Origin of the sequence: Limisphaera ngatamarikiensis (genome assembly GCF_011044775.1) — a bacterium.
GTDB classification, from domain to species: Bacteria; Verrucomicrobiota; Verrucomicrobiia; order Limisphaerales; family Limisphaeraceae; genus Limisphaera; species Limisphaera ngatamarikiensis.
Map to the genome: position 1 here is coordinate 43,260 of NZ_JAAKYA010000043.1, position 13,587 is coordinate 56,846.

Below are 13,587 nucleotides of genomic sequence, written 5' to 3' on the forward strand. Positions count from 1 at the left end.
TTCAGTTGCGGAACGAGGCATTTATGGCAGTGGGCAAATCGCTGAAAGGTTATTTGCTACTGGACAGCGGGCAGTTGAGCGGATCGTTCTTCGCGCGGACGGTGATTCTCATCTGCCGGCACGATGAGGACGGTGCCTTCGGCCTGGTGCTGAACCGGCCCACCGGCACGCGCGTGGGCGAGGTGCTGCTGGCCGACCTGCCGGATTCGCTGCGTGAGTTGCCCCTGTATCTGGGCGGCCCGGTCGAGCCCACCACCATGTGTTACCTTCACTCGGACGTCCTCCTGCCCGACGCCGACGTCATGCCCAATCTCAGCCTGGGGATGTCCCTGGAAAAACTGGTCGAGCTGGGCGAGTCGTTTTCACCAGAGAAAAAGGTCAAATTCTTCGCCGGCTATTCCGGTTGGGCCCCCGGTCAATTGGAGGATGAAATCCGGCGCAAGGCCTGGCTGACCCACCCGGCTTCGCTGGACGTGGTGTTCGACGAGGACACCGAGAACCTGTGGGCCCGGGTCCTCCGCAAAAAGGGATGGCGTTACCGGCTGCTTTCGCAGATCCCGGACAATCCCTCCCTCAACTGAACCCGTGAGGATCTTCCAGGCCGTGTCTCCACCCGATCGAAACCGGGCGGGGGAGGGGACCCACTCGCATGACACGCCAGCGCCGTTAACCGGCTTCGCAGCCGGTGCGTGGCATGTGCGAGGGCTTGTACGCCGCCGCCCGGCGCTCACGCCAGGGCACGCACCCTGGCCACAATCGCATCGGCGTTGATCCCGTACCGGGCCAGCAGTTCGTCCGGTTTGCCCGAGCGCGGCAGCTCGCGCACCGCCAGTTTGTGGACCTGCACACCCTGCGCGCTCAGTTCCCCGGCCACGGCATCGCCCAGACCGCCCTCGGCGTAGTGGTCCTCCACCGTCACCACCAGGTTCCGCGTTCGTCGCGCCGCGTTCAGAATTACGTCCGCGGCCAGCGGTTTGATGCTGTAAGCGTCGATGACGGTGATCCCGATGCCTTCCTGGGCCAGGCGATCGGCGGCCTTCAGGGCCTCGTGCAGGGTGACACCCGCGGCCACCACCGTCACGCGGTCACCTTCCTTCTGTCGGAGCACCTTGGCGCCGCCAATGGGGAAGGTTTCGTCGTTGTTGTAGATCACGGGCGTCTTGGGCCGCGAGGTCCGCAGGTAGCACAGCCCCTGCCGCAGCGCCATCTGTTCCACCAGCTTCTCCGTGCTCACCGCGTCACAGGGATACAACACCACCGAATCGGCTACGGCCCGCATCATGGCAAGGTCTTCCAGTCCCATTTGCGAAGGGCCGTCCTCGCCGATGCTCACGCCGACGTGCGAACCCACCAGCTTGATGTTCGCCCGCGAAATCCCCGCCACGCGGATGTGGTCGTAGGCGCGCGTGAAGAAACAGGCAAACGTGGAGGCAAACGGCACAAACCCGCGCGTGCTGAATCCGACCGCCACCGCCACCAATGTCTGCTCGGCGATGTAACACTCGGTGTACCGGTCCGGGAATTTCTTGGCGAACTTTTCCGCAAAGGTGGAGTTTTTGGTGTCGCCGTCCATGGCCACGATGCGCTGGTCCACCTCGCCCATCCGCGCCAGGGCGTTTCCGTAAGCCTCGCGCGTGGCCACCATCTGCCCCACCTGATAGTGCAGGGGCGGATACGCGGCGGGCACGGGTCGCTCCGGCGGTGTCATGGGGGATGGGGCCGGGATCTGGACCCCTGCCGCCGATCGCGCCGTGGGCACCAACTCCGCAATGGCCCTGGCGGCTTCATCCTTGCTGAGCGGTTTGCCATGCCACCCGTCCTTGTCCTGGAGGAACGACACCCCCGCGCCCTTGTAGGTCCGGGCCAGAATGCAGAGGGGTTGATCGCCCAGGCCCACCCCGCTCAACACCTCCAGAATTTCCTCCAGGTCATGGCCGTCCACGTCTTCCACCCGCCAACCGAAGGCTTCGAACCGGCGCCGATACGTCGCCAGATCGTGCCCGAACGCCGTGGCCTCGCTCTGGCCCAGCCGGTTCACGTCCACGATGCCGATGAGGTTGTTCAGTTTACGGACGCCGGCCAGCGAAGCAGCCTCCCAAACGGCGCCTTCGGCAATCTCACCGTCGCCCATCAGCACATAGGTCCGGTAGTCCAACCCGTTTTGACGGGCGGCCAGGGCCATGCCGACCCCGATGCCCAGCCCCTGGCCCAACGAACCCGTGGCCACGTCCACAAACGGCAGCCGCGGCGTGGGATGGCCTTCAAGGTCGGAGGTGATCTGCCGGAGCTGGCCCAGTTGTTCAACCGGCAGGAAACCGGCCTCGGCCCAGGCCGCGTACAACAGCGGCGCCGCGTGGCCTTTGGATAGAATGAATCGGTCGTTGTTCGGATGCTTCGGATTCTTCGGGTCGAACCTCATGTGCCCGAAGAACAGCGCCGCCACCAGGTCGGCGGCGGACAGGCAGGATGTCGGGTGCCCACTGCCGGCCGCCGTGGTCGCGGTGATGCAGTGAATCCGCAACTGATTTGCGATTCCCCTCAGCAGTTCCAAGTCGGTCTCAATCATGCGGCTGGCAAGCATAAGCAGAGGTCGGCTCCGGGGAAAGCAGGAAAAAAAAACAATCCACCGACGCGGCCCGGTGCGCAGTGAAAAACAGGGACGCATTGTGCCGCGTGAGAACGATCGGCCCCGGTAGACCATGGACGCGTTTGCGCCGTGCCAAACCGACCCGCCGGGCAGGCCCCAATACCAATCCCCGGGGGCTTGCCCCGACGGCGCGGAGGGTGGCCCTCAAGGAGTGATGGGCCGCCCCGACGTTGTGTGACCACAACCGACTCACCCGGGCCAAGGGGTGAAATCCGGGAATCGCTGCATGGAGACGGTCGGTTTTGCCGGGACGCCCGCACCGGTGGCGTAGGGCTTCTCCGTCCGCAAGCCGGCCCGGCTTGTGTCGCCGTGGAACGGTTGTCAGGTCCGGGTGCTCCAGCCTCCGGACCCCTCCAGCGGAGCAGCTCGCGACCCGGCCCCCGGCCTCTTGTGAATCGCACCCGGCCGCAGCCCCTGCACCCTTGAGCCCGTTCTTCTACCCCCTGGCAGCTCCGATCGAACCGGCGCGGGCCCCGGCCAAAGATCCCACCGGTTTCCAGTCGTCACCAGTGCCGGAATCACCTACGTTCCGTGAGGATTCAAGGATGGATCGGCAGTGCCCATGGTCGGCTGAGGGGTTGGTACGCCTGTTTGCAGGCGTGCTCACCTGCGTGTTGATGGGGTCTTGGGCGGGTTTGCTCATCCGCATCGGGGCCGGTGAGGTCCCCGTGCGCGTGGGCTGGCTGGCCTTGCCCGGGCTGGCGGGTTTGGCGACAGCGCTGGGTTTCACCCTGCAGCGCTGGACCTGGGACCGTTTTCGGCGGCAGTTGATCGGCTTTTCGCTGTCGTTCTACGTGGGTCTGGTCCTCCTGAGCCTGGCTCATCACTGGGCCGGCCGCAGCACAGCCCCGCCGGATTACCGGCAGGTGCTCGTGGCCGGTCTGAGTTTTCAGGGGGCGGCGCTGCTCCTGATCACGCGGTTCCTCCGCAGTCACGGCACCACCTGGCGCGACTCCTTTGGCCTGGATCAGAGCCCCGTGCGCGCCCTGCTCCTCGGCGCCGCCGCCGGGTGTGTGGTGCTGCCCGTGGCGTGGACCTTGCAATTGCTCACCATGGCGCTGTTGCAGCGTTTGCACCTCACCGCGGAAGTCCAGGTGGCGGTTCAGGTGCTGCAGGATACCACCGATTGGCGCCGGCAATTGTGGTTGGCCGCGGTCGCCGTGGGTCTGGCCCCGCCCGCCGAAGAGGCCTTGTTTCGCGGGTTGTTGTTCCGTTCCCTTCAGGCGGCCGGGTACCCCCGTCTGGCCTGGTGGGGCACGGCCCTGCTGTTTGCCCTCGTGCACGCCAATGCAGCCTCGTTCATCGCGCTCGTGTTGCTGGCGCTCTGGTTGACTTGGTTGTTCGTGAGGACGGGCAACCTGCTTGCCCCCATCGCAGCTCATGCGATATTCAACGCCCTGAACTTCGCCGCCATCCAGCTTTATCAGCACACCTGGAGCGGCTCCGGATGAGACTCCCCGGATGGACGAGTTTGCCTTGATCGAAACCCTCGTGCGCGGCCTGCCGGGCCGACCCGAAGTGATCGTGCCTGCCGGTGACGATTGCGCCGTGCTCCGGCCCGCAGGCGACGACCGCGACTGGCTGTTCAAAACCGATGCCGTGGTCGAAGGGGTCCACTTCACCCCGGACGCGCCCCCGGAAAAGGTCGGGCACAAGGCGCTGGGACGGTGCCTGAGTGATTTGGCGGCCATGGGCGGGCAACCCTTCGCCGCCGTGATCACGCTGGGCCTGCCCGCGTCGTTTCAACCGGATCACGTGCAGCGCGTGTATGCGGGTCTGTCCGATCTGGCCCGGCGCCATCAGGTGGCCGTGGTGGGGGGCGAAACCACGCGCAGCCCGGGCGGCATGTTCCTCTCGGTCGCGCTCTGGGGCTGGGTGCCGCGAGGCCGCGCCGTGTTGCGGTCCGGCGCCCGCCCCGGCGACGCCATCTTCGTCACGGGTGAACTGGGTGGTTCGGCAGAGGGAAAACACCTGGATTTCGAACCCCGCGTGGCCGAGGCATGGTGGCTGGTCAACCATTTCGACGTCCACGCAATGATCGACCTGAGCGATGGCTTGGCCAGTGACCTGCGCCACGTGTTGCGCGCCAGCGGAGTGGGGGCCGAACTTCTCAAACGCGCCATCCCCATCAGCCGGGCCGCCCGCCGGGCCGCCCTCCGTTCCAGCGCCGCCAAACCGCCACTCGTCGCAGCCCTCACCGATGGCGAGGATTTTGAGCTGCTGTTCACCGTGGCGGCCCGCGACGCAGTCCCCCTGCTGGATGCTTGGAAAAAGGCGTTCCCCGGCCTCCGCCTCTCCTGCATCGGCAAGATCCTGGCCGAACCCACCCTGGTCCTCCGCGACCGCCAGGGTGTCCAACCCCTGACCCTCCAGGGCTACCGCCACTTCGCCGAAACCCCGTCCGACCCCGAAACCTGATCGCGTCCACACGCCGTTCAGTCCCGGATCCACGCCCAGTCCCGAAACTCGTACCGGACCGGCCCGGGCCCGTTGCCGCCCAGTTTCAAGACCCGAATCTCCGCCGCATCCAACCGACCGTTCGGATCCGGCCGACTCCAACCCGCACCCCATACGCCCTGATCAAACCACAAAAACACCTGTCTCCATTCCCCCGCCGGCACATCCCCCAGATCCAGGACATAAGCCGCCCCCGACGTTTCCTGCGCAATCAGCCGATAAATGGCGCGACCTTCGTCCCGCCGAAACCAGAACGTCACCCCGCGCGCGTCAGCCGGCGCAAACTCCCCCGGCTCCAGATCCAGTTCCGGATAAAACCACGGGTCCGACCCCGCCGGTTCGGCCACCACCTCCACCCCGCCCGCACCCGACTGCACCCGACACCGCCCGGCTCCGGAAACCCCGGCCCGCCATCGGCCCGCCTCATCCATCCGCGGAAGCCGCTTCAAGATCGCGCGAGCCGGCACCGGCACCGGCATCACCCGAAACGACAACACCGAGTCCGGTTCTCCGGCCCACCGACCCAGCAGCCGGACCGGTTGAATCCACCCAGATTTCCCCGGCTGCACCCGCAACTGCAGGACCTCCTCGCGCATCTCACCCGGCGCCAACGTCATCTCCCCGGTAAACCGGGCTTCCCACCCCTCGGGCACCCGAACCTCCACCCGACCACGCACCGGCCGGGACCCGAAATGGTACAAACGAATCGGGACCTCAACCGGCCGATCCACCGCAACCCGGTACGCCGACTGCGCCAGTTCCACCCGTTCCGCCGGCCATACCGCCTGCAGCACCACCGGAGAGGGTTGACCCGGCCGCTCCACCGGCCGTGCCGGCGCAGATTCCTCCGCCCAGCCCGCCGCCCGGCCCGCTCGAAACACCACAAACTGCGGTGCCCGACCCGCCCGTAAAACCCGCACCGCCGGCTGCAGCCGACCCAACACGTCCCGGATCTGCAAGGGCGGGCCCGGCAGGGTCAATTCCTTCGGACCCGCATCCGACCAAACCACCGCCACATCCCGTTCATCCCCGTCTGGCCGGGCCCGAAACACATACACCTGCACCCCCTCCGGCCCGGTTCGCATCCGGCCCACCGGTCGCGCCCCGGCCAACCACCGCCCCACCGCCGCCAACGCCACATACCCCGGCCGGGGCGTCAGGTCCCGTCGCAACAACCCGAACTGCGTAGGGCCCTCCACATAGTGCGGCAACAGAAAGTAAAACACGGCCGCCGCACCCTCGTGCAATGCACAGACAAACGTCTTCACCACACGCTCCGCCTGCAGCCGCAAATCTTCCTCGCTCAACTCCTGGAGCCCTGCATCGCCGCTCCAACGCACCGGCCAGGCACACTCCGTCACCCACATCGGCCGCCCTGCCGATACCGCCCGATGCCGTCGGTAAAGCTCCGGATACCGCTCGAACGGCTCGTAGTGATGAAAGTTGTAAGTGTCGAAAAAGGGCCAGGCCACGTTCGCATCCAGGTCGGCCAAGTGAGCCGGGCGCGCTCCCGCAAACACGTTCCAGCACACCAGCGTCTCCGGCGCGCCGGACCGGATCCCCCACCAGGCCGCCTTTTGGTACGTGGCCATTTCCGAACCCGTGTGCCCGCCAAAGCCGGGGATGTCCGCCTCGTTCCACGGCTCAAAGGCCGTCACCTGCCCCGCCCACCGGCGCGAAATCTCCCGCCAAAACCGCCGGACCACCCGCAAATCCCCGGGAAACCGTCGCGGATCGTCACCGGCCCACGCCGGCGCATCGTGAACCACCTGCAACACCTGCAAACCCGCCTCCCGCTGCACCCGCGCCGCCACGTCGTAGCGCGTCGGCCCCGCCCACTCGGCCGGACCCGGCTCCAATTCCGCCCAGCGCATCCGATCCCGCACCCGCACCACACCGGCCCACCGACACAACCGCGCCACCGCCTCCATCCGGGCCGGTTCGTAAAACCAGGACATCGCCACATCCACGCCGATGGGGGAATCCGGACCCGGAGGCACGCGCATGCGTCCCAACACCGCCAACGAAATCCACCGGGCCGTGTCACCCTGCATCGGGCGCAACCGGTAAAACCCGATCGGAAGCCGACCCAACTCCACACCAGACCCCTCCGCCTTGACCCGACGCAGCGTTCGTCCGTCGTAATCCTCCAAAGCCCAATCGCCCGATCCCGCAGGCAACCACACCCTCACCGGCTCCCCCTCGAGAAACACATTGCCCGGAGCCATGTGGTTCACTCCCTCTGCCAGGGCCACCGTCACCGGCCACATCAGCTCCGGCACGCTTAGCGCCCAAATCAAGACCCGGATCCTGAGGAAAGCCCACGTCATGGCAACGACCCTCTCAAACACCCGGACGCCACGCGTTTGGTACCGTCACCTGGCACAACCCCGCACCAGTGGCCCGCCATTTCGAGAAACCCGGCCAACCGACCGCGGAGCGAAGCCCGCTGGATTCGAACGCCGGCCCTGAACAGACTTTCCACCTTTGCGCCGGGTCTTCCCCCGGCCATGGCCGGCCCCCGCCGGCCAACCGCAGCCGCAAGCGGGATCCCGCGCCCGGCCTCAAACACCCGTCACTTCGGCCAGCGGCAGCGTGATCCGCACCACACCCGCAGCCGGTTCGCCCGCCGGAACCACTTCCAGTCGGCCCCGATGCGATTCCACGATCCGCCGGGTCACCGCCAACCCCAGCCCCAGTCCCACGTTCCGTGTCGTGAAAAACGGTTCCCCGGCCTTTTGCGCCGTTTCCTGGGTGAACCCGCTGCCCTGATCCCGGATCTCGATCGCCAGCGCCGGATGACCACTGCCGTTGGTCTGGGTCGCCAACTCCACGTGGACCACGGCCTGATCGGGACTGGATTGCAGCGCGTTCAACAGCACCTCCGTGAGCGCATGACGCAGCGCCCCGCGGTCCCCGCGCACAAACACCGGCCGGCCCGGATCCCGAAACTCCAGTTCCACCCGGCACTGCGGCAGATGCTTGCGCGCCTCCTGAAACGCCTCCTGCACCAGCGGCGCCAGCGGCACGGGTTCGTCCCCCACCACCGCCTCCGCTGCCAGAAACCGCATCTGCTGCAGCAACCGGCTGATCCGCTGCACACCCGTGGCCAGCGCATGATCCAGCGAACGCCGGAACTCCGGATCCTCAAACCGTTCCGACAGGAGCTGCTGATGCGTCGTCAGCGGCACCAGCGCATTGCCAATCTCGTGCACCAGCCGGTCCGCCATGGTCCGCAGCAACCGCAGATGCGCCGTCTCCAGCTCCAGCTTCTGCAGCCGTTCCGCCTGCGTCCGGTCGTCCGCAATCAGCAGCGCCGACGTCAGCGCCCCGCCACTGCCCTGACTACGGAACGGCACGATGCTCACCATGAACACCGTGCCCGGCTGATCCTCCGGCGTGTAACGGAATGTGGGCAGACCCGCACCGGTTTTCAGCACCTGGTACACCTTCGACCCCAACGCCGCCGGCAGATCCGAAAAGTCCGGTTCGCCCGTCCGCCGGCCGCCGCTCCGGAACAACCGCCGCGCCGCCCGATTGGCATGCAGAATCGTCAGGTTCGGCCCCACCACCACACACGCACTGTTCAGCTCCCGCAGAATCTCGGCCAGCATCTGGTGGTTGGCCTGCAACTGATCGTGCAACCAGATGTTCCGCAGCGCCAGACCCACCTGCTCCAGTAAATGAAACACCAGCTCCAGCTCCGCATTGCTCAGCGGTTCACCCGTGATGTGCCCGTCAAACAACGCCACCCCCAGCAAACGCTCGCGGTCCATGATCGGCACCGCCACCTGCATCCCCAGCAACTCAAACTCCTTCTGAGCCTCCGGATCCTGCAACAGCTCCGGACTGTTCCGCCTCAGGATCCGGCCCCATTGCTGCAGCGCACCCCCCAAACCCGCCTCCAGCGACAACTCCACCTGCTCCACCAAACTGCCCGGCATGCTCAACCAACACGCCGCACGCAACCGCTGATCCGCGTCCGCCGACGCTACCCCCGCCGGCTCCAAAACCGGCCGCCGCAAAAACACCACCGCCCGGTTCACCCCAAACAACTCCCGCAACAAAAACAGGAACTGCCGCAGTAAACCCTCCGAATCCAGCGAATGCGTCAAAATGGCCGAAAACTTGCGGAGGATTTCAAACCCCTGCCGCCCCGGCGCCGGACCAGCCGGCACCTCCGGGGCCGCTTCCGGTGGCCGCACCGCCGCCAGCGGAATGAAGTCCGTCCCCGACGACGTCTTGGCAGTCAACCGACTCGTATGCCCGTTGGACGGCGCCGGTTCCACCGCCACCTTCGCACCCACCAAACGCTCCACCACCGCCTGGAAAAGCCGCGGCCGAATCGGCTTGCTCACCACCTGCGACACCCCCTGCAACACCGCCTCCTCCTCCCACTCCGGCTGCCGCGCCCCCGCCAACACCACCAACGGACACTTCGTCGTCCGACGCCGGATCCGCTCAATCATCCACAGCGCCTGCACACCCGTCAAATCCACGTCCACCACACACAACTGCACCAGCCCGTGCGCCAGCAACGGTTCCGATTCCTCCAACGAAATCCGATGCACCACGCGGTACTCCTGTGGATTCAGCGCCGCCCGTACCGCTTCGGCCGTGTCCGGATGATCCGCCAGAACTAGAATGGTCTTCATCCCGTCTTCACACCCCTCGGCGGTGAACCTGCACAAGCCACCTGCGCCGGTTACCCGACAAACCCTCTGCCGCGAACCCTCGCCGGGTCCAGGTCCGCTGCCGCTGGATCATGGATACAATCGCCACGCAGTTAACCGCCTTCGCCGCGGGCCGTCAATGCTCCGCCATGATGCACCATCTCCCGTATCCCGCCCATCGGGCTGCACCCGAAACCGGCATCCGGATCAAACCCGGCCCCTCCCGGGCAAACCCCTGGATCACACCCCGGTGCTTCCCCGGTCCCCACCCGACCCCAACCCCGCCGGCACAGCCACTTCAGACACCCGCGGCAGCCCCTCCAAAAACCGCAAAATCTCCCTCAGCCGCGCCCCCGGTGCCTTCCGTGTCAAACGCGGAAACCGGCCATTCCACTGCAACCAATCCCCCTGCCGGCTCAGCATCAATCGATCCTGCCGCACCTCCACATGCGTGATCCCCCGGGCCGCCGCCGCCAGCTTGATCCGCACCGTCCACAGCAACCATTCCACCGGTTCCGGCAACGGACCAAACCGGTCCCGCAATTCAGCCTCCAGCGCCTTCAACCCCTCCTCATCCGTCACCTGCGCCAGCCGCCGATACACCTCGATCCGATGCCGCGGCTCCGGTACATACCGATGCGGCAAAAACGCCGCCGGGCCCCCAACCTCGCCCGCGCCCCCCGACAGCACATCCAGAAAATCCAGCCGCAGCGTCACCTCCACCCGCCGCGGCAACGGTTTGCCCTGCAGCGCCGCGATGCTCTGCTGCAGCAACTGGCAGTACAGCTCAAACCCCACCGCGGTAATGTGCCCGCTCTGCTCCGGACCCAACAGATTGCCCGCCCCCCGGATCTCCAAATCCCGCATGGCCACCTTGAACCCGCTACCCAACGACGCATACTGCCGCACCGCACTCAACCGTTTCCGCACCTGGGTCAACAACCGCCCGTGCCGCGGCAACAACAAATACGCGTACGCCTGGTGCTTGTAGCGGCCCACCCGGCCCCGCAACTGGTACAAATCGCTCAGCCCGAACCGGTCCGCCCGATCAATGATGATCGTGTTGGCATTCGGGATGTCCAGGCCGCTCTCAATAATCGTCGTGCTCAACAGCACGTCCGCCTCCCCGTTCACAAACCGCGTCATCACCTCCTCCAGCTCCTCCGCCTTCATCTGACCGTGCCCCACCACGATCCGCGCCTCCGGCACCAGCGCCTGCAGCCGCGCCCGCATCGTCTCAATCGTCGTCACCCGATTGTGCAAAAAGTACACCTGGCCGCCCCGGTTCAACTCCCGCAAAATCGCCTGCCGAATCACCCCGTCATCCCACGGAATCACAATCGTCTCCACCGGCAACCGGTCCTGCGGCGGCGTCTGGATCAAACTCAAATCCCGCGCCCCCATCAACGCCAGATACAACGTCCGCGGAATCGGCGTCGCGCTCAACGTCAGCACATCCACCTCCGTCCGCAACTGCTTCAGCCGTTCCTTGTGCAACACGCCGAACCGCTGCTCCTCATCCACCACCACCAACCCCAGATCCCGAAACCGCACATCCGGCTGCAGCAACCGGTGCGTCCCGATCACAATGTCCACCGCCCCGCTGGCCAACCCCTCAATCACCCGCCTCTGCTCCCCGCGGGTCCGAAACCGCGACAACAACTCCACCCGCACCGGGTAATCCGCCATCCGATCCCGAAACGTGTTGTAATGCTGCTGCGCCAGCACCGTCGTGGGCACCAGCACCGCCACCTGCTTGCCGTCCATCACCGCCTTGAACGCCGCCCGCAACGCCACCTCCGTCTTCCCAAAACCCACATCCCCGCACACCAGCCGGTCCATCGGCCGCGGCCGTTCCATGTCCGCCTTCACCTCCGCAATTGTCCGCAACTGGTCCGGCGTCTCCTCATACGGAAACGCCGCCTCAAACTCCCGCTGCCAGGGCGTGTCCGGCCCGAACGCATGCCCCGGCCGCGCCGCCCGCGCCGCCGCCACCGCCAACAGCTCCGCCGCCACATCCCGCACCGCACGCTCCGCACGCTCCCGCGCCAGCCGCCACCGATGCCCGCTCAACGTATGCAGCGGCGGCCGCACCCGGCCCGCACCCACATACTTGCTCACCAAATGCGCCTCGCTCACCGGCACGTACAACCGCGGCGGCGGCTGGCCCGGCTCCTCCGGCGCATACTCCAACACCAGACACTCCGTCCCCCCCGGCCCACCCGCACCCCCCTCCGGCAACGTCGTCAATCCCAGATACCGCCCAATCCCGTAATTCAAATGCACCACCAAATCCCCCACCTCCCACTCCGAAAAATCGATCTCAAACACCGACCGCATCGCCGCCGCATGCCGCGATTTCAGCCGCCGCGGCCGCGGTACCCGGGTCCGACCAAACACCTCCGCATCCGACACCACCACCAAACCTGCACCGGCCGACCAAAACCCGCGCCGCAACGATCCCGCATGCACCTCCGGCCGAAGCCCATCCCCCGCCGGCGTCAAATCCACCCACAACTCCTCAAACCGCTGCCGTTCACCCGTCGTAGGACAAAACACCACCACCGACATCCCCTGCCGCAACCACCGGTGCATCTGCTCGAAAAACGCCCGCCGCTGTACCTCGGCCACCTCCGGCGGCGGCGGCCGCTCCGGCAACGGCCGAAACACCTCAAGGTCCTCCCACACCACCTCCTCCCCGCTCAAACCCGACACCCCTTCCTCCAACCCCACCGCAACCCCCGCCCCGCCACCCTCCACCGACCCCCGCAAACCGTCCGGAGTCTCCCACACCTCCGCCCCGGCACCCAACACCACTTGCGCAGCCGCCCGCGACCGCACCCGATCCTCCACCCCGGCCCAATCACTCCAACACGGATCCTCCACACCCACGCCCTGCAACAATTCCCTCGCCCGCAACCGCACCTCCATCGGATCACTCCACACCACCACCGTCCCCGGCGGCCAATGCTCCGCCAACCCCCCAAGCTCCGGCCCCGCCCCCTCACCAGCCGCCGCACTCCGCAACGCCCGCCGAATCAACCCCAGCTCCCCGGCCGGCCCCAACACCACCGACTCCCGCTGCCCCCGCGAAACCTGCGTCAGCGGATCAAACTCCCGAATCGACTCCACCGTGTCCCCAAAAAACTCCAGCCGCACCGGCCACGGTTCCGTCGGCGGAAACACATCCACAATCCCACCCCGCATCGACACCTCCGGCTTCTGCGTGACCTGCACCTCCGGCTCGTACCCCTGCGCCTCCAGCCACTCCACCAGCTCCAACGGATCGATCCGATCCCCCCGCCGCACCCGCCGCAGCCGCCTCTCCAGCTCCCCGGGCGCAAACGTCCGCTGCATCAACGCCACACCACTCGTCACAATCACCAGCCCCGACCCGCCACCCAACCGCACCTCCGCCAGCCGCACCAGCGTCTCCAGCCGCTCACTCACCGTGTCCACATGCGGCAGCCCATCCTCTCCCGGCAACACCTCCCACGCAGGAAACGTCAACACCTGACCCGCACCCGGTTCCGCCTCCGCCGACCCCGCCCCGGCCCACTCCTCGCGCCCCTCCATCACCCGCAACCACGTCTCCAGGTCCTGCTGAAACCCGTCCAAACGCCGCGCGTCCGGAACCACCACCACCAACGGCCGGTCCCCAAAACAGCGGTGTAACCACGCCACCAAAAAAGGCCGCGCCGGCTCCGCCACCCGACCCGCACAACACACCGCCCCCGCCTCCACACGCCGCACCAGCTCCCGTGCAGCGGGAGTCGTCTCCCACCGGGTCCAACCCGGCACCTCCATGCG

Annotated in this window: 7 protein-coding genes; 3 read left to right on the plus strand and 4 right to left on the minus strand. The window is 66.8% G+C overall.

Annotation, left to right across the window (positions count from 1 at the left end):
* The first annotated feature begins 23 nt into the window (after nt 1–23).
* The gene (locus G4L39_RS06595) at nt 24–581 is read left to right on the plus strand and encodes a YqgE/AlgH family protein (protein WP_165106862.1); all 558 of its coding nucleotides are present in this window, start codon (nt 24–26) and stop codon (nt 579–581) included.
* A gap of 146 nt (nt 582–727) precedes the next feature.
* On the opposite strand, the gene G4L39_RS06600 is transcribed toward G4L39_RS06595, so the two are convergent.
* Nucleotides 728–2,566 carry a transketolase gene (locus G4L39_RS06600; protein ID WP_165106863.1) on the minus strand — a complete coding sequence of 613 codons (1,839 nt, stop codon included), beginning with the start codon at nt 2,564–2,566 and terminating at the stop codon, nt 728–730.
* Nucleotides 2,567–3,192: 626 nt separating this feature from the next.
* On the opposite strand from G4L39_RS06600, the gene G4L39_RS06605 reads away from it, so the two are divergent.
* Together G4L39_RS06605 and G4L39_RS06610 are read left to right on the plus strand one after the other, a co-directional pair.
* A complete protein-coding gene (locus tag G4L39_RS06605; RefSeq protein ID WP_165106865.1) occupies nt 3,193–4,098 on the plus strand; it encodes a CPBP family intramembrane glutamic endopeptidase in 906 nt (301 codons plus the stop codon).
* A 10-nt stretch (nt 4,099–4,108) separates the two neighbouring features.
* Nucleotides 4,109–5,065 carry a thiamine-phosphate kinase gene (locus G4L39_RS06610; protein ID WP_165106866.1) on the plus strand — a complete coding sequence of 319 codons (957 nt, stop codon included), beginning with the start codon at nt 4,109–4,111 and terminating at the stop codon, nt 5,063–5,065.
* A gap of 17 nt (nt 5,066–5,082) precedes the next feature.
* Here the strand turns inward: G4L39_RS06610 and G4L39_RS06615 are convergent, their stop codons facing one another.
* The 3 genes from G4L39_RS06615 to mfd all read right to left on the minus strand — a co-directional run bounded on the left by G4L39_RS06615 (nt 5,083) and on the right by mfd (nt 13,584).
* Nucleotides 5,083–7,434, minus strand: a complete 2,352-nt coding sequence (locus G4L39_RS06615; RefSeq protein WP_165106867.1) for a hypothetical protein — start codon at nt 7,432–7,434, stop codon at nt 5,083–5,085.
* A gap of 234 nt (nt 7,435–7,668) precedes the next feature.
* Entirely contained in the window at nt 7,669–9,759 is a 2,091-nt protein-coding gene (locus G4L39_RS06620) for an ATP-binding protein (RefSeq protein WP_165106868.1), read from the minus strand.
* Nucleotides 9,760–10,017: 258 nt separating this feature from the next.
* Complete coding sequence (gene mfd / locus G4L39_RS06625) at nt 10,018–13,584, minus strand: transcription-repair coupling factor (protein WP_165106869.1); 3,567 nt, start codon at nt 13,582–13,584, stop codon at nt 10,018–10,020.
* Nucleotides 13,585–13,587: the final 3 nt, after the last annotated feature.

What these genes read in the sequence shown, in the direction of transcription:
- G4L39_RS06595 (WP_165106862.1), top strand. Translation starts at nt 24, where the DNA reads ATGGCAGTGGGCAAATCGCTGAAAGGTTATTTGCTACTGGACAGCGGG.
- G4L39_RS06600 (WP_165106863.1), bottom strand. Translation starts at nt 2,566, where the DNA reads ATGATTGAGACCGACTTGGAACTGCTGAGGGGAATCGCAAATCAGTTG.
- G4L39_RS06605 (WP_165106865.1), top strand. Translation starts at nt 3,193, where the DNA reads ATGGATCGGCAGTGCCCATGGTCGGCTGAGGGGTTGGTACGCCTGTTT.
- G4L39_RS06610 (WP_165106866.1), top strand. Translation starts at nt 4,109, where the DNA reads ATGGACGAGTTTGCCTTGATCGAAACCCTCGTGCGCGGCCTGCCGGGC.
- G4L39_RS06615 (WP_165106867.1), bottom strand. Translation starts at nt 7,434, where the DNA reads ATGACGTGGGCTTTCCTCAGGATCCGGGTCTTGATTTGGGCGCTAAGC.
- G4L39_RS06620 (WP_165106868.1), bottom strand. Translation starts at nt 9,759, where the DNA reads ATGAAGACCATTCTAGTTCTGGCGGATCATCCGGACACGGCCGAAGCG.
- mfd (WP_165106869.1), bottom strand. Translation starts at nt 13,584, where the DNA reads ATGGAGGTGCCGGGTTGGACCCGGTGGGAGACGACTCCCGCTGCACGG.